The sequence below is a fragment of the Labilibaculum euxinicum genome (assembly GCF_009795715.1).
Taxonomy (GTDB): Bacteria; Bacteroidota; Bacteroidia; order Bacteroidales; family Marinifilaceae; genus Labilibaculum; species Labilibaculum euxinus.
This window is the reverse complement of record NZ_WTCR01000013.1, coordinates 94366-110410: the sequence shown is the minus strand read 5'-3', so window position 1 is coordinate 110410 and position 16045 is coordinate 94366. Positions and strand designations below refer to the sequence as shown.

16 protein-coding genes are annotated in these 16045 nt (G+C 35.4%); 11 read left to right on the top strand and 5 right to left on the bottom strand.

Annotated elements, in window-relative coordinates; genetic code table 11:
• The first annotated feature begins 100 nt into the window (after positions 1 to 100).
• The 4 genes from leuS (at position 101) to GQR60_RS16295 (ending at position 6056) form a co-directional block, all read left to right on the top strand.
• Complete coding sequence (gene leuS / locus GQR60_RS16310) at positions 101 to 2863, top strand: leucine--tRNA ligase (RefSeq protein ID WP_124993958.1); 2763 nt, start codon at positions 101 to 103, stop codon at positions 2861 to 2863.
• Between the two features lie 83 nt (positions 2864 to 2946).
• A complete protein-coding gene (locus GQR60_RS16305; RefSeq protein ID WP_124993957.1) occupies positions 2947 to 3807 on the top strand; it encodes a YitT family protein in 861 nt (286 codons plus the stop codon).
• 29 nt (positions 3808 to 3836) lie between these two features.
• Positions 3837 to 4682, top strand: coding sequence for a YitT family protein (locus GQR60_RS16300; protein WP_225441441.1), 846 nt, complete (start codon positions 3837 to 3839; stop codon positions 4680 to 4682).
• 99 nt (positions 4683 to 4781) lie between these two features.
• Positions 4782 to 6056 (top strand): M23 family metallopeptidase, encoded by a 1275-nt coding sequence (locus tag GQR60_RS16295; RefSeq protein WP_124993955.1) that lies wholly within the window; start codon positions 4782 to 4784, stop codon positions 6054 to 6056.
• Here the strand turns inward: GQR60_RS16295 and purN are convergent.
• A complete protein-coding gene (purN, locus tag GQR60_RS16290; RefSeq protein ID WP_124993954.1) occupies positions 6048 to 6608 on the bottom strand; it encodes a phosphoribosylglycinamide formyltransferase in 561 nt (186 codons plus the stop codon). The genes GQR60_RS16295 and purN overlap by 9 nt on opposite strands.
• 201 nt (positions 6609 to 6809) lie before the next feature.
• Between purN and GQR60_RS16285 the strand changes: the two genes are divergently transcribed.
• The 5 genes from GQR60_RS16285 to rprY all read left to right on the top strand — a co-directional run bounded on the left by GQR60_RS16285 (position 6810) and on the right by rprY (position 11664).
• Positions 6810 to 7046, top strand: a complete 237-nt coding sequence (locus GQR60_RS16285; protein WP_096429419.1) for an acyl carrier protein — start codon at positions 6810 to 6812, stop codon at positions 7044 to 7046.
• A gap of 21 nt (positions 7047 to 7067) precedes the next feature.
• The gene (fabF, locus tag GQR60_RS16280) at positions 7068 to 8321 is read left to right on the top strand and encodes a beta-ketoacyl-ACP synthase II (RefSeq protein WP_101309439.1); all 1254 of its coding nucleotides are present in this window, start codon (positions 7068 to 7070) and stop codon (positions 8319 to 8321) included.
• Between the two features lie 3 nt (positions 8322 to 8324).
• Positions 8325 to 9065 (top strand): ribonuclease III, encoded by a 741-nt coding sequence (gene rnc, locus GQR60_RS16275; RefSeq protein ID WP_124993953.1) that lies wholly within the window; start codon positions 8325 to 8327, stop codon positions 9063 to 9065.
• A gap of 412 nt (positions 9066 to 9477) precedes the next feature.
• Positions 9478 to 10971 carry a sensor histidine kinase gene (locus tag GQR60_RS16270; RefSeq protein WP_124993952.1) on the top strand — a complete coding sequence of 498 codons (1494 nt, stop codon included), beginning with the start codon at positions 9478 to 9480 and terminating at the stop codon, positions 10969 to 10971.
• 6 nt (positions 10972 to 10977) lie between these two features.
• A complete protein-coding gene (gene rprY / locus GQR60_RS16265) occupies positions 10978 to 11664 on the top strand; it encodes a response regulator transcription factor RprY (protein WP_101309436.1) in 687 nt (228 codons plus the stop codon).
• A gap of 56 nt (positions 11665 to 11720) precedes the next feature.
• Here the strand turns inward: rprY and GQR60_RS16260 are convergent, their stop codons facing one another.
• From GQR60_RS16260 to GQR60_RS16245, 4 genes are all read right to left on the bottom strand, one after another.
• A complete protein-coding gene (locus tag GQR60_RS16260) occupies positions 11721 to 12026 on the bottom strand; it encodes a hypothetical protein (RefSeq protein WP_124993951.1) in 306 nt (101 codons plus the stop codon).
• 127 nt (positions 12027 to 12153) lie between these two features.
• A complete protein-coding gene (locus GQR60_RS16255; protein WP_101309434.1) occupies positions 12154 to 12348 on the bottom strand; it encodes a hypothetical protein in 195 nt (64 codons plus the stop codon).
• A gap of 163 nt (positions 12349 to 12511) precedes the next feature.
• Positions 12512 to 12727, bottom strand: coding sequence for a hypothetical protein (locus GQR60_RS16250; protein WP_124993950.1), 216 nt, complete (start codon positions 12725 to 12727; stop codon positions 12512 to 12514).
• Positions 12728 to 12859: 132 nt separating this feature from the next.
• Positions 12860 to 14023, bottom strand: a complete 1164-nt coding sequence (locus GQR60_RS16245; RefSeq protein ID WP_124993949.1) for a 1-acyl-sn-glycerol-3-phosphate acyltransferase — start codon at positions 14021 to 14023, stop codon at positions 12860 to 12862.
• 254 nt (positions 14024 to 14277) lie between these two features.
• Here GQR60_RS16245 and GQR60_RS16240 point away from each other — a divergent pair, with 254 nt between their 5' ends.
• Together GQR60_RS16240 and GQR60_RS16235 are read left to right on the top strand one after the other, a co-directional pair.
• Positions 14278 to 14988 (top strand): zinc metallopeptidase, encoded by a 711-nt coding sequence (locus GQR60_RS16240; protein ID WP_225441440.1) that lies wholly within the window; start codon positions 14278 to 14280, stop codon positions 14986 to 14988.
• A gap of 355 nt (positions 14989 to 15343) precedes the next feature.
• Complete coding sequence (locus tag GQR60_RS16235; RefSeq protein ID WP_124993948.1) at positions 15344 to 15781, top strand: hypothetical protein; 438 nt, start codon at positions 15344 to 15346, stop codon at positions 15779 to 15781.
• The last annotated feature ends 264 nt before the right edge of the window (positions 15782 to 16045 follow it).

Genomic DNA, 16045 nt, shown 5'->3' with positions numbered 1-16045 from the left:
TAAAATTGTACTTCCTTCTTAAACTCGGTAAATATTTATAAACTTTTGCTAATTTTGCGCTTTGAAACGCAAGAAATAACCATATTTTATCAAGATTACCATGGAGTACGACTTTAAAGAAATAGAAAAAAAGTGGCAGAAGTATTGGACTGAAGAGAAAACCTACAAAGTTGAAGTGAATTCTGAAAAGCCCAAATTTTATGTGCTCGATATGTTTCCATATCCTTCGGGGGCTGGTTTGCATGTTGGTCACCCACTTGGATATATCGCTTCTGATATATATTCCCGCTATAAAACTTTAAAGGGATTTAATGTGCTTCATCCGATGGGGTATGATGCTTATGGTTTGCCTGCTGAGCAATATGCAATACAAACAGGACAGCATCCCGCTATTACAACAGAAACAAATATTACCAGATATCGCCAGCAATTAAATAAAATTGGCTTTTCATACGATTGGGATCGTGAAGTTCGTACTTGCGAGCCTGAGTATTATAAGTGGACTCAATGGGCATTTATTCAAATGTTCAATCACTATTTCAATATCGATTCACAAAAAGCAGAATCAATTGAGTCTTTAGTTACACAATTTGAGCTTTCAGGAAATGGAAAAGTGAATGCTGCCTGTTCAGAAACAGAAATGTTTACTGCTGATGAGTGGAAAGGCTTTTCAGATATCGAAAAACAAACTGTTCTTTTAAACTACAGATTGGCATATTTAGCCGATACAATGGTTAACTGGTGTCCTAAATTAGGTACCGTTTTAGCGAATGATGAGGTGAAAGATGGAGCTTCTGTTCGCGGAGGACACCCTGTTGAGCAAAAGAAAATGCGTCAATGGTCATTGCGTGTTTCTGCCTACGCAAAACGTTTGTTGGATGGTTTGGATAATTTGGAGTGGACGGACTCTTTAAAAGAGATTCAGAAAAACTGGATTGGACGGTCTGTAGGTGCTGAAGTTAACTTTGGCGTGAAAGGTTCTGAACTAAAAATGGAGATTTTTACTACCCGTCCGGACACCATTTTTGGTGTTACTTTTATGGTTTTAGCTCCGGAGAGCGATTTGGTGAAGGAATTAACGACTCCAGATTGCCAGGCGAATATTGATGCTTACATCGAGGCAACCAGCAAAAGAACAGAAAGAGAGCGTTTGGCCGATGTTAAAACGGTAAGCGGTGCATTTACCGGTGCATATGCAATTCATCCTTTTACAGGCGAGGAAATACCGGTTTGGGTGAGTGATTATGTGCTCGCCGGATATGGAACAGGTGCAATTATGGCGGTTCCGGCTCATGATAGCCGCGATTACGCTTTTGCAAAACATTTCGATTTGCCGATTGTTCAGGTTGTGTCAGGTGGTGATATTTCTGAGGAATCCTACGATGCCAAAGAAGGACAATCAATGAACTCTGATTTTTTAAATGGATTGGATGTAAAAGATGCTATTGTAAAGGCAAACGAGGAAGTTGAAGCCAGAGGTTTAGGAAAGAAAAAAATCAACTACAGATTGAGAGATGCTATCTTCTCTCGTCAAAGATATTGGGGAGAACCTTTTCCTGTTTATTTTAAAGATGGTATGCCTCAAATGATGGATTTGGACAAGTTGCCTTTAGAATTGCCTGAGATTGATAAATATCTGCCAACAGAGAGTGGAGAACCACCTTTAGGACGCGCAAAAGATTGGATTACCGAAGATGGGTATCCAATTGAATTGAATACAATGCCTGGTTTTGCGGGGTCATCGGCTTACTATTTACGATATATGGATCCTCGTAATAATGAGGCATTGGTTTCTGCCGAAGCAAATGAATACTGGCAGGATGTTGATCTGTATATTGGTGGTACCGAGCATGCTACGGGGCACTTAATCTATTCTCGTTTTTGGAATAAATTCCTTTTCGATATCAATGAAGTATGTAAGGATGAGCCTTTCAGGAAATTGATCAACCAGGGAATGATTCAGGGACGATCGAATTTTGTTTATCGTGATAAGAAATCCAATAAATACGTTTCTCACGGATTAATAGAGGAATATGATACCACAGCAATTCACGTTGATGTGAATATTGTGAAAAATGATGTTCTTGATTTGGAAGCCTTTAAAAACTGGATGCCTGAATATAAGAATGCAGAATTCATTTTAGAAGACGGAAAATACCATTGTGGCTGGGCTGTTGAAAAGATGTCTAAGTCCATGTTTAATGTGGTAAATCCTGACGTAATTGTTGAAGAATACGGAGCTGATACTTTGCGTTTATACGAAATGTTTTTGGGACCGTTGGAAGCGCATAAGCCATGGGATACAAATGGAATAGATGGAGTTCATAAATTCCTGAAAAAATTATGGCGGTTGTTTCATAATGAAGCAGGTGAATTTGAATTGGCAAGCAGTGAGCCAACACAAGACGAATTAAAGGTTCTTCACAAAACCATTAAGAAAATACAGGATGATATTGAGCGTTTTTCATTCAATACCTCAGTTTCAGCTTTCATGATTTGTGTGAATGAGTTGTATACTTTGAAGTGTAACAATAAAGCCGTTCTTGAAAATCTTTTGGTTATTCTTGCTCCTTTTGCACCTCATGTTGCTGAAGAACTATGGGCTTTATGTGGAAATGCAACAAGTATAACGAAGGCAGATTTCCCGGAGTTCAACGAAAGTTTCGTTCAGGAAAATATTCATAAATATCCTGTTTCATTTAATGGTAAAATGAGATTTATATTGGAATTACCAGTAAATCTCAGCAGAGATGAAATTGAAAAGGAAGTTCTTTCTTTAGAAAAATCTCAAAAATGGATTGATGGAAAGACTCCTAAGAAAATTATTATCGTTCCTAATAAGATCATAAATATAGTAGTATAAATAAATTATTCAAATAAGTTTCTGGCTTTAAGCTTTGTTGACTATTTGACAACAAAGCTTAAAGCTTTTTTTTTTGATACGAGATGAAAATAAATTATTCTGAATTAAAATCCCTGGTAATAATTACTGTTGGGATGGCAATATATTGTTTTAGTTGGGCTGCCTTTTTAATCCCATCCGGTATAATCGGAGGGGGGGTTAGTGGTATTGGCACATTAATTTATTTTGCAAGCGCAAAAGCAATTCCTGTTGGTTATTCTTATTTTATTATTAATGCCTTTTTAATACTGATAGCTCTAAAAATATTGGGTAGTAAATTTGGTGTTAAAACAGTATTTGCAATTATTGTAGGGTCGGTATTACTTTCAGTTTTGCCTAAGCTTATTCCTGAACCTTTAGTGAATGAAAAATTTATGGCTGCAATTATTGGAGGTGCATTATCCGGGATTGGAGTTGGTATCACGATATCTCAAGGAGGTAGTTCCGGAGGTACTGATATTATAGCAATGATTATCAATAAATACAAAAATATCAGTCCCGGCCGTATTATATTATATCTTGATATTTTTATCATTGCTTCATCTTATATCGTGTTTAAAGATGTACCTACTATTGTGTATGGTTACGTAGTAATGTCTATTACAGCTTACGCTATTGATATGGTAATTTCCGGATCGAAACAATCTGCTCAGCTTTTTATTATTTCGACAGAGTTTGAGAAGATTGCCAATGAAATTACCGGAACCATGAACAGGGGAGTGTCGGTGATGGATGCAACAGGTTGGTACTCAAAAGAAAATAAAAAGATATTGATGGTAGTGGTTCGAAAACATGAAGCACCATCAATATTTAAATTAGTAAAGCAAATCGATGGAAATGCCTTTATATCAATGGGATCGGTAATGGGGGTTTATGGCTTAGGTTTTGAAGAAATAAGAGGGTAGTTATTATGAAAAAAAGCAGTTCGATACAAATGTCAAAATTTGATTTTCAATCATACCTAATTATCACAATAGGCTTGTTGGTCGGTTCGCTTGCGTGGACCGGATTCATTATTCCTGCAGAAATTGTAGGTTCGGGTGTTGGTGGTATTGCAACCATGATTTACTATGTTACAGGTTTTAAGGTTGGATATAGTGTTTTCCTTATTAACTCTGTTTTTCTTCTTGTGGCATTGCGCGTTTTGGGTTTCGGTTTTGGGATTAAAACCATTTATGGAATTACTGTTCTTTCCTTTTTTCTTTGGCTGTTTCAGTCTTTGATAACGGAACCGTTGGTTTCTGATCGATTCATGTGTGCTATCATTGGAGGAATACTGGCTGGTGCCAGTGCCGGAATGATATTGTCACGTGGAGGGAGTACAGGGGGAACTGATATTCTGGCCATGATGATTAATAAGTATAAGAATTACAGCCCCGGACAATTGTTACTTACAATTGATGTTGTTATTATTTCGTCTTCGTATTTGTTAGAGCATTCCATTGAACAGGTTGTATATGGATTTGTTACCATGGGAGTAAGTGCCTATTGTGTTGATATGATTATTGAGGGAAGCAAACAGTCTGTACAGATCTTTATTTTTACACGAAAGCCTGATGAGATTAGAAAAGAGGTTGTTTATTCTCTTGATCAGGGAATAACTGTTCTTAGCGCAACAGGTGGTTTTAGTGGGGAAGATGTTAAAGTATTAATGCTGTTGGCCAGGAAAAGAGAATCTCAAACTATTTTGAATATGATTAAGTTGGTGGATCCGGATGCATTTATTTCTCTGGGAAGCGTAATGGGAGTTTACGGAAAGGGATTCGATAAAATTAAATAGCAATTTCTTAAAAAAGCTTAAAACAGATATCTGTCAGTAATATTAGTTGTGTGACTATAAAAACAGTTATACCTTTAGGCCTCACAAAAATAAATATCCATGATAAAAAAATTCTTGAACTATAGGTTTCTATTAATTGCAGGTGCCGTTCTGTTAGGTTTAATTATATTTAAATGGTATTCAAACAAAGAGTTAGTAGAACAAATTGATCAGGAAGAAGTGGTAATTGACTCCACAGAGGTAGCGCAGGTGCATTTAAAATATGGATTTCCCATTGAAGAATTTTCTGTAGAAACTAATAAGGTAAAACGAAATCACAGCTTATCAACGATATTACGGCAATATGATGTTAGTTTTGGTACTATTGATAATATTGCAAGGAAAGCAAAGAAGGTTTTTAATGTCAGAAGGATTAAGTCCGGGCATGAGTATTCAGTTCTTTTCACCAAAGACAGTTTGAAAACGCCGGAGTACTTTATTTATGAAAACACTCCCGTTGAATATATCGTATTCGATTTACGCGATACTCTGGATGTATTTAAGGGTGAAAAGGAAATCATTAAATATAGGAAGCAAATAAAAGGGCGTATTGAGTCGTCATTGTGGAATGCAATGGTTGAAGCCAATTCTGATCCTTTGCTATCGATTGAACTTTCCGATATTTACGCCTGGACTATTGATTTTTTTGGCATAGGGAAGGGTGATCAGTTTAATGTTATATACGAAGAATCATATGTGGATGACAAACCGATTCATCAAATAAAAGTGATTGCTGCAAATTTTGTACACCATAACTCAGATAATTATGCTTTTGCATTTGTTGAAGGTGATAAAGAAGGTTACTTTGATGAGGAAGGTAAAAGTCTGCAGAAAGCATTTTTAAAAGCTCCTTTGCGATATTCACGAATTAGCTCTAAGTTTTCTAATAACAGGTATCATCCTGTTTTAAAAAGGTATCGGGCTCATCATGGTGTTGATTACGCAGCGCCTACAGGTACACCTGTTCACACAATTGGTGATGGTGTTATTACCAAAAGAGGATATCAGGCAAATGGAGGAGGAAACTATCTGACTATTAAACACAATAGCGTTTACACAACAACTTATATGCATCTTTCCCGGTTTGCTAAAAAAATGAATACCGGTACCAGAGTTAAGCAGGGTGAAACCATAGGATATGTTGGAGCAACCGGTCTTGCAACAGGTCCTCATTTAGATTTTAGAGTTTATAAAAATGGAACTCCAATAAATCCATTAAATATGAAATCGCCTCCAGTGTCCCCAGTGAAAGAAGAAAACGTGCTTAGATATAAGCAGGAAATGGAAAAGTTGATGCAGGAACTGAATCCGAAGGAAGCAATTACTTTAGAGTAATTGCTCAATTATTTTAGGGAAGAATTCATGTTCCAGTTTATGAATTTTTTCAGCAACATCTTCTGCAGAATCATTTGGAGAAATACTGCATTTGGCCTGAAATACGATTTTCCCTTCATCATATTTCTCATTTACCATATGAATGGTAATACCGCTCTCGGTCTCTTTATTATCAACAACTGCCTGATGGACTTTCATGCCATACATTCCTTTTCCACCATATTTTGGTAAAAGGGCAGGGTGAATATTAACAATGGAATTGGGATATTTACGCAGTAAATTAAGAGGAAGCAACCAAAGAAATCCTGCTAAAACAATAAAATCGACCTTTTTTTCAGCCAAAAAATCAATTATTTTATCCGTTTCATTAAATTCTGACCGGGAAAAAATTAAAGTTGGAATATTTAGGCTTCTTGCTCTGGAAAGTACAAAGGCATTGGCGTTGTTGGAAAGTATTGCCGAAATCTCAAATTCGGGTTTGTCGCTAAAATACCTTGCGATATTTTCAGCATTACTTCCTGATCCAGAGGCAAATATAGCTAGTCGTTTCATGTTGTGTTTTCAAATGTAACTAAAACACACAAATATATGCAAAAGGCATTTCGCAGTGAAATAATTTCGCAGAAAAGGAAAAAGAATTACCTTTGACCGCAACTTTGTGAAATAAATTTGAATTATTTAGAGTAAATTTATTTCTTTGCACAGTTGAAAATTAATTAGTTTAAATATTTAATCACTTAAAATTTTAAAGTTATGTCTGATATTGCATCTAGAGTAAAAGCTATCATAGTTGATAAGTTGGGTGTGGACGAAACTGAGGTAACACTTGAGGCTAGTTTCACTAACGATCTTGGAGCTGATTCATTGGATACAGTTGAGCTTATCATGGAATTCGAAAAAGAATTTAATATCGCTATTCCAGACGATCAAGCAGAAAACATTGGTACTGTAGGTGACGCTATTTCTTACATCGGAGAAAACGCTAAGTAATTATTAACCAGAACCTTTTTTATGGAATTTAGAAGAGTAGTAGTAACTGGGCTCGGAACAATTAACCCAATTGGTAATTCTGTTGCCGAATATTGGGATAGTTTGGAGAACGGAGTGGGTGGATCAGGATTGATTACTCATTTTGATGCTTCAAAGTTCAAAACTCAGTTTGCTTGCGAAGTTAAAAATTTCGAGCCGAATGATCATTTCGACCGCAAGGAAGTTAGAAAATTAGATCTGTATGCTCAGTATGCTTTGGTTGCGGCCAAACAAGCTATTGAAGATTCAAATCTTGACCTTGAATCGGAAGATTTAACAAAGGCTGGAGTAATCTGGGGTTCTGGTATTGGCGGAATTAAAACTTTCTTAGATGAAGTTACAGGATATGCAAACGGGGATGGAACTCCTCGTTTCTCTCCTTTTTTCATTCCTAAGATGATTTCTGATATTGCCGCCGGTCATATTTCAATGAAATATGGATTCCAAGGACCTAATTATGGTACTGTTTCTGCATGCGCTTCGGCTTCACATGCAATGATTGATGCAATGAATTACATCCGTTTGGGTAAAGCTAATATCTTTATTACAGGAGGTTCTGAAGCATCTATCAATGAAGCAGGGTTGGGTGGATTTAATTCTATGCAGGCATTATCTACAAACAATGAAGAGTATAAAACTGCATCTCGTCCGTTCTGTAATACCCGTGACGGTTTTGTTATGGGTGAAGGAAGTGGTTGCTTGATATTTGAAGAATACGAGCACGCCAAAAAACGAGGAGCAAAAATTTACGCCGAAATTGTTGGTGGTGGAATGTCTGGTGATGCTTATCACCTAACAGCAACTCATCCGGAAGGAAGAGGTGCGATTAACGCTATGAAAATGGCGTTAGAAGACGCTTGTCTAAAACCAGAAGAAATTGATTATATCAATGTTCATGGAACTTCAACACCTGTAGGTGATATTCCTGAAACAAAAGCGGTTCAGACAGTGTTTGGCGATCATGCCTATAAATTGAACATTAGTGCTACAAAATCAATGACTGGTCACTTGCTGGGAGCAGCAGGAGCTGTTGAAGCTATTGCCTGTATTTTGGCAATAAACAATCAAACAGTTCCTCCTACAATTAACTTTAGCGAGGCGGATCCTAACATTGATGAAAAACTAAACCTTACACTTCATAAGGCTCAGAAACGCGAAATTCGCACTGCCCTGAGCAATACATTTGGGTTTGGTGGCCATAATGCTTCGGTTATTTTCAAATCATTCATTGAATAATTTGTGATAAAGTCTATATTTCAATCCATAAAACTTTTTTTCTATCCTGAAAGGGAGTTTTATGGATTGTTTTTTGATTCACTGGGGGTTAAACCTAATAATCCTGATTTGTATGAACTCGCTTTCATACACAAATCTGCAACCATCCAAAAAAAAGGTTACGGTTTAAATAATGAACGTCTCGAATATCTTGGAGATGCTATTCTTGGTGCCATAATCGCCGATATTCTCTACAAGTACTTTCCCAATAAGGACGAAGGTTTTCTTACTCAAATCAGATCTAAAATTGTCAGCAGGCAATCCTTAAATAAGCTGGCGGTTAAAATTGAGCTCGACAAACAGGTTGTCTCCAATGTGAACTTGAATAATAACAAGCATATTTACGGAGATGCATTTGAAGCTTTTATTGGAGCTATTTATCTCGATCAGGGGTACGACAGAACAAGAAAATTTATCGAGGATAAGATTTTTAGGACTCACATCAATTTGGAAGAAGTGGTTACTGTTGAAACCAATTTTAAAAGCAAATTGATTGAGTGGGCTCAAAAAAATAAGAAAGATGTTTATTTTGATACACACGAAGGTGGTATTGATGATGCATTGAATTTGCCATTGTTTACTTCTGAAGTTGAGGTGGAAGAAGTGAAAATGGGTACGGGGATGGGTACATCTAAAAAGGAAGCTCAACAAAAAGCTGCTCAAGAGGCTCTTGCACGAATAAGTCAAATGGAATTGGCTTGCTAAATCTCTCCTGTTACACTCTGTTAGTGATTTTCAAAAAAAGAAATTTGTGGTTGGTTTTAAGTTGAAGGTGGATTTTTTCATCTCCTTTTGCGAATAAAACTGTATAAAAAAAAGGACGGTAACCACAACCGCCCTTTCATCTAACTATTAACCAAAATTTTTAATCAAGGAGATTGTTTCTTATAGATTCGCTCTCCGTTGGCAAATATAGTGTCAAATTATTAACTTCAAAGTCGTTTTTGTGAAAATTTATCGAAAAACAGCCGTTTTTGTCTAAAATAGATTAAATCCAAATCTATAAAGTGGTGATGAGTTTTGGTAACCGAAATTTTGGTAATTGTATCCATTTAAACTTGTGTTAAAGATTGTTAAGCTGGAATAGCTACAGCTGGTTTTTTTTATATTTGTATCTATGAATCAAAAATATATTTGGCTTGTAACAATTGTACTCTGTATTTCCTTATCGGGATTGATATTGGTTCAGATTAACTTTTTTCAGTCAGCCTCTAAAATTAAAGAAGAACAACTTGCTCTTACTGTTAGTAAGGCTTTAGATCAGGTTGTCTCAGAATTAGAAAGAGCAGAGAAAGAGCAGATTATTTTGGAAGGTGATGTTTCCAACTTTAATAATGGTACAATAATCAGCTCTAAAAGTTCAGGGTTTAGTATTAATATTCCTATGGACTTCACTCATGAAAAAGCCAGATTGAGTTTTTACTCCGAAAACAAAGAATATAATATTGGGGAAGGGTATTTAAATCCAGAAGGTATATCCGGACTTTCAAAAATGCAGTCTCAGTTTAATAAAACTCTAAAATCGGGTAATTCCAGATATGCTCTAATTGCAGGACAATTAGCTAACTCGCAGCTCTCTTTGAGTGAAAGGATAAAAATGGAAAAGTTGCCGCAGCTTATTCAGGAAAAGCTGCGGGAGAATGGGATTAAGCTGAACTTTGAATATGCAGTGAAATCAAATAATAAATTTGAGAAGAGATCAAAAAATTATTTTCGAAATCCTTCTTTCGAAAAATACAGCAAGCAGTTGTTTCCCAATGATTTTTTCTCCAATCTAAACTTTTTATATATTTATTTCCCCGGGCAGCAGAGGTATATGTTACAATCATACTCTTTGTTACTTCCATCTTTCATATTGACTCTGGTTTTAATTCTTTCCAGTGCATTCACGATTTTCATTATTTTTCGTCAGAAAAGGTTATCAAACATAAAGAATGATTTCATTAATAATATGACACATGAGTTTAAAACTCCTATTGCAACTATTTCGTTAGCTTCTCAGATGTTGAAGGATAATACTGTTACCACAACCGCATCAACAAGAGATCATATTGCTAAGATTATTAATGATGAAAGTCGGAGACTAACCTATCAGGTTGAGAAAGTTTTGCAGATGGCGGTTTTTAATGAGGTTAGAATGAAATTGAAATTGAAGACAATAAGTGTTCATAAAATAATTCAAAATTTATTACCTAACTTTACTATAAGAGTTGAAGACAAAAAGGGGAACATGTATCAGAATATTGATGCAGAGCATGATCTGGTAATGGCTGATGAGGTTCATTTAAGTAATGTAATTGCGAATTTATTGGATAATGCCATTAAATACTGTAAGGATGCTCCGGAACTTAGTATTAGTACAAGAAATAAAAATAAGGGTATTGTTATTACAGTTACAGATAACGGCATTGGAATTTCGAAAGAAGATCAAAAAATGATTTTTGAGCGTTTTTTTAGAGTGCATACGGGAAATGTTCATGACGTTAAAGGATTTGGTTTGGGATTGTCTTACGTTAAAAAGATAGTAGATGCCCATAATGGACAGGTTAGTGTTGACAGTATACCTGATAAAGGATCCAAATTTGAAATATATCTTCCCTTAAAAAAATAGATACATATGGAACAAGTTAAAATTTTATTAGCAGAAGATGACGCTAACCTAGGACTTCTGTTAAAAGAGTATTTGGTTGCAAAAGGCTACAACACCACACTTCGTGAAGATGGCGATAAGGCATACGATGAATTTTTAAAAAATCCATATGATTTGTGTATTTTTGATATCATGATGCCGCATAGGGATGGTTTTACTTTGGCCAAGGATATTCGTTTGATCAATAGTGAGATTCCAATCATTTTCCTAACTGCGAAGTCGATGAAAGAAGATGTTTTGGAGGGTTTTAAATTGGGAGCCGATGATTATATGACAAAGCCTTTTAGTATGGAAGAGCTATTGGTTCGTATCGAAGCTGTTTTAAGAAGAACTTCAGGGGTAAAAAGTGAAAATACCCAGGAAGAGTTTAAATTAGGGCGCTTTTTATTCGATTCAAAGAAGCAGTTTCTTCAGGATGGTGAATCAACAATTAAGCTGACAACGAAAGAATCAGAATTGTTAAAACTTCTCTGTAATAATGTGAATAAAGTTTTGGAACGAAATTTAGCTCTTAGAACGATCTGGTCCGATGATAATTATTTTAATGCCAGAAGTATGGATGTGTACATTACTAAGCTAAGAAAGCATTTAAAGCCTGAGCCGGGCATTGAAATCATCAATGTTCATGGTCGAGGATATAAACTAATCATGTAACAGTTACCTGATATAGAAAACGCCGGTCATTTGACCGGCGTTTTTTTATGAGATATTTATTCTGAAACCTTTTCAGTAGAATCAGATTGTTCTGCTTTCTCTTCTTTTTTAGCGACTTCTTTTTCGCGTTGTATCATATCCTGATACATACTCCGCATGAATTTAATCCCAAATTGTAAAGCGTCTTTTTTGCTCTGAAAATTTGATTTGATTAATTGATGCATGCTTAATTCTTCACTCGGATCATCGGTATAATAGAAAATATCAATATTAGGTCTGTTCCCTTTCTTTTTGATTTCCATTCCGAACCAGGTTTCGAATTCCTGGTCTCCTACTTTAATATGACGTACAAATTTTATCATCTTCTGATTTTTTTTCCGTTGCGAAGATACTTTATTTTTTTTAAAGGATGAATATTCAAATTTGAGATGGTATAAAAAAGAGGATCTTCAATTGAAGATCCTCGAAATTTATAAAGTAACTTACTTATTATAATGAAAGCTGAGGGTTGGTAACATCAGAAAGTATCTCATGATAGCGACCCGAATAATTTTCCAGACACCAATTTTTAAGTTTCTCAAAATCAGTTGGTGTTAGCCACTGAAAGGCTTTTGTCAACTCTTTACGAAAAAGAGCAAAATCAAAACTTACATTAGCGAGGACGATTTTTGTTTGTTCAAGCATGATTATTCAAGTTTATAGTGTTTAACAGAACTTGTTCCACTAAGCTACAATTTTCTTTGAGGATTGAAGAATACATTAAGAAGTCTTAACATTTTTTACGGTTTTATTAATGTAAGCTTATTCATTTATTGTTCTCAGGTTGAAGGCGTAAAAAAAGGAGCTGCTATAGCTCCTCATTTTGTTTTTTTTCCAACTCTTTAATCTTCTTTTCCTGATTGTTCAATAATACCATCGAAATTGTAAGGATGAACATGACAATCAGTTCAATATAGATTCCGCTTCTGTCAGGGGTTTCTGCCGAAGAGTTCAGGAGGTTTAATATTGCAGCCACCATAATTAAAAAGGTGGACATGATTAGCAGGAGTTTAATTAGTTTCATGTGTTTTTAATTTTAGCGAATCTTAATAGATGAGTTGCTGAGTATTTATTCCAGATGAATTTTATTTATAGAATGAAATTATTAAAAAATCAGTTCAAAAAAAAATGGCCTTCCTGAGAAAGCCATAGTATTTTATTTTTCAGGGATAAAATCCGGTTTTTTTAATTCCAATCTGTTTTTTACAGGATTCGCATAGATTTCCAGGAATATATGATTTAATCTTTCTAGATTTCCTTCATCCGGATTAATTTTCTTTTCCATGTGCTTTAAGAAAAGATCTTTTTCTTCAGATGTATATTTATCCGCGAACTCATCCGTTTGGTTCACGATATCGTAGGCAATGTAATTGTCAGGCCAAAGTTTGTAGTTCTTGTGTATTCTGTAGTCAATCAAATCAGCAAGAGCTTTGAATTTATCTCTGCTGTCATCCATTTCTTCAATAACATCGAGCATTGCAGAGATCGGTTTTCCGATAACAAAATTAACGCGGCCTTTTTCATTAACCATTCCTTTGATCATGCTTCGTAAATCGTCCTTAGGAGTTTTCTTAAAACCTTCTTCGGTTTCTTTTTTGTATACTTCTAAGGTTTTCATTGCATCGCATGGCTCGTATTCGTATGAAATGGCAACAGGAACAATTCGTAAGCTTTTAAAGTGCTCAGAGAAAGTAACATCTCCACTCATTTGCAGCATTTTCAACAAACTTTGCTGAGTTCTGTCATCACCATCTTTGGTGCGTCCTTCTCGTTGCGCTATCCAAATAGATGATTTTTTAGTGTTTAATGCATACTGTATGTAAGATGATAATTGCTTAGAGCTGGTAAGCATCTGACGAACAGTTACGTTTCTTTGTACAACGAAGCTTTTGTTTAGTTTAACTAAATCGGCTATCCACGGTTGAATTAAAAGATTACTGCCAATAGCGATTTCAGTTGTTTCAAAACCATTGTTGTAAAGCATCACGTTAAGTAAGGCTGAATCCAAAATGATATCTCTATGATCCGAAATAAATAAATAACTTTCTTTTGGATCAAGATTTTCCAGTCCGTCAATGGTTATTCCTTTGGTGGTGTGGTCAATAATGTGTTGTGCCAGTCGTACAATGAAGTTGCTCTGAAATTCCTTTATTGTTTTTACTTCTCCCAATGCTTTCACAATCATCTCTTTCGAAAATCCTGGAAATAACTGTTGTGAGAATCGAATAAAAGCTTCTTCTTTTATTAAACGTCCGATGGTTTCTACAACTTCGGAATCGTTATATGGTCGAATAGCATCAAAATCTGAGTCAGTGAACATTGCTTGGTTCTTTTTGTTTTAAGGAAAGGCAAAAATAAGCAAATTATATGGAATGTCTAGGAAATGGTACCTGCTTTTTGTTTTTATTGATGTTTAACTCCCTTGAAATTCAAATATTTACATTTGTGAATAGGTGTACTATCTAGCTGTGTTTGGGGAGGATGGCTCTTAATTAAGGTGCTGCAATAACTGTCAAATCGACATGAAATGTATTTGAATCAATCTTGGCAGAGAATTTGAGTTTTTTATCTAAAATGTCTGTTAAATTAATTGGAGGAATTGTAATGGGAGGAATTTGGATCATATTTATTGCTTTTACTTTGTTGAGCTGGCTGGTGAGTAGTCAATTAAAAGCAAGATTTAAAAGGTATTCTCAAATACCTACGGCAAATGGTATGACGGGACGCGAGGTGGTTGAGCAGATGTTGAGGGATCATGGTGTGAGAGGGGTACGGATCGGTTCTGTTGATGGTCAGTTATCTGATCATTACAATCCGGAAAATAAAACCATTAATCTGAGTAAGGATGTTTACTATGGTAGAAGTATAGCGTCAGCGTCAGTAGCTGCGCATGAAACCGGACATGCAATTCAACATGCTGAAGCATATGCATGGCTGCAAATGCGATCGGCTTTGGTACCCATTGTTAGTTTTAGTTCCAATTGGATACAGTGGTTGCTTTTGGCTGGAATTGTCATGGTGAATACTTTCCCTCAACTACTTTTGACAGGGATAGTACTGTTTGCCGGCACTACTCTTTTTAGTATTATCACCTTGCCTGTAGAGGTGGATGCTAGTCGAAGAGCCTTGGTTTGGTTGAAAACATCAGGTATTACAACCTATGAAACACAGAAAAGTGCTTTTGATGCATTGAAATGGGCGGCATATACTTATTTTATTGCAGCTCTGTCTTCCTTAGCAACATTACTTTACTATGTAATGATTTATATGGGAAGAAGGAATTAGACTCTTAAATGAGTGAAAAAAATTAAAAAGTATTGTCCTTTTACTATCAGAAAATTCAGTGGCTGATGTAAAAGGACTTTTTTGCTTATATCAATTTAATTTCAAAACAGACTTTAATTAAAATGAATTAATTTTAGCTGTATCAAGGCAAAAAAGTAAAGCAAAGCAATGTTACGTTGCATCTTTTTTAACGAAGATATAGCTGAAAAGAAACATTTTATAAGGCATGTTTTGATGTTAATTTGGTATTATTTCCGTATCGATTGATTCCAAGTGTTTGTAATAGTTCTGCTAAAGAGTAAAGAATTAGAATCCTTTTTCTTATTTTTAATCTTTCAAAATAAGAAAAAGAGATATGACTAAAATAGCAAAATACGGATTTGTGCTTTCCTTCGTTTGGGTAGGGTTTTTATTGGCGATTAGCTTTATGGAAGCCTGGGTTAAGTTTCGGGCTGTGTCGCTCGACCTGCCAACAGGATTGGATGTGGGAGTTCATGTATTTGGTGCTTTAAATATGATTGAGCGCATCTTTTCAGCAATGCTTTTGGTTTATGTGTTTATCAATTATACCGATAAAGTTGTTGTGCTTACCGGCTTAACGATTTTCACCTTTGTAGTTGCTCAGTCGGGATATTTGCTCCCTGAATTAAATCAGCATGCACAGTTAATTATTATGGGAATGGTGCCTGAGAAAAATTCAATTCACCACATATACGTGCTTATGGAAGTTGTAAAATTGGTGGCATTGCTGGTTTTGGGCTTCAGACAAGTGAGAATATTCAAACAAGCATAGTTTCCCTGAAATTGTAATTTCTTAACGCTCTGTATTCCTAATAAATACAGATGGAAACCAAATAAGGTATGGTTTCTTGCGCATTTGTTAAAAAACAAACAAATTAGTTTGTGGCAAAGTTCGGATTCTCCCAAAAATAATTTTAATAGCTGTTACTTTAAATAGGCAGATTTTACTTTTAATTTAATTGATTGTAGAGTTGTAAGCATTAAGATTTGAAGATTTTTTGTGAAAAACCGTTAAAACATTAAATGGTGTTGTAAA

What these genes read in the sequence shown, in the direction of transcription:
- GQR60_RS16240 (WP_225441440.1), top strand. Translation starts at nt 14,278, where the DNA reads ATGTCTGTTAAATTAATTGGAGGAATTGTAATGGGAGGAATTTGGATC.
- purN (WP_124993954.1), bottom strand. Translation starts at nt 6,608, where the DNA reads ATGAAACGACTAGCTATATTTGCCTCTGGATCAGGAAGTAATGCTGAA.
- GQR60_RS16305 (WP_124993957.1), top strand. Translation starts at nt 2,947, where the DNA reads ATGAAAATAAATTATTCTGAATTAAAATCCCTGGTAATAATTACTGTT.
- GQR60_RS16250 (WP_124993950.1), bottom strand. Translation starts at nt 12,727, where the DNA reads ATGAAACTAATTAAACTCCTGCTAATCATGTCCACCTTTTTAATTATG.
- rprY (WP_101309436.1), top strand. Translation starts at nt 10,978, where the DNA reads ATGGAACAAGTTAAAATTTTATTAGCAGAAGATGACGCTAACCTAGGA.
- GQR60_RS16285 (WP_096429419.1), top strand. Translation starts at nt 6,810, where the DNA reads ATGTCTGATATTGCATCTAGAGTAAAAGCTATCATAGTTGATAAGTTG.
- GQR60_RS16300 (WP_225441441.1), top strand. Translation starts at nt 3,837, where the DNA reads ATGTCAAAATTTGATTTTCAATCATACCTAATTATCACAATAGGCTTG.
- GQR60_RS16260 (WP_124993951.1), bottom strand. Translation starts at nt 12,026, where the DNA reads ATGATAAAATTTGTACGTCATATTAAAGTAGGAGACCAGGAATTCGAA.
- leuS (WP_124993958.1), top strand. Translation starts at nt 101, where the DNA reads ATGGAGTACGACTTTAAAGAAATAGAAAAAAAGTGGCAGAAGTATTGG.
- GQR60_RS16270 (WP_124993952.1), top strand. Translation starts at nt 9,478, where the DNA reads ATGAATCAAAAATATATTTGGCTTGTAACAATTGTACTCTGTATTTCC.
- GQR60_RS16255 (WP_101309434.1), bottom strand. Translation starts at nt 12,348, where the DNA reads ATGCTTGAACAAACAAAAATCGTCCTCGCTAATGTAAGTTTTGATTTT.
- GQR60_RS16295 (WP_124993955.1), top strand. Translation starts at nt 4,782, where the DNA reads ATGATAAAAAAATTCTTGAACTATAGGTTTCTATTAATTGCAGGTGCC.
- GQR60_RS16245 (WP_124993949.1), bottom strand. Translation starts at nt 14,023, where the DNA reads ATGTTCACTGACTCAGATTTTGATGCTATTCGACCATATAACGATTCC.
- fabF (WP_101309439.1), top strand. Translation starts at nt 7,068, where the DNA reads ATGGAATTTAGAAGAGTAGTAGTAACTGGGCTCGGAACAATTAACCCA.
- GQR60_RS16235 (WP_124993948.1), top strand. Translation starts at nt 15,344, where the DNA reads ATGACTAAAATAGCAAAATACGGATTTGTGCTTTCCTTCGTTTGGGTA.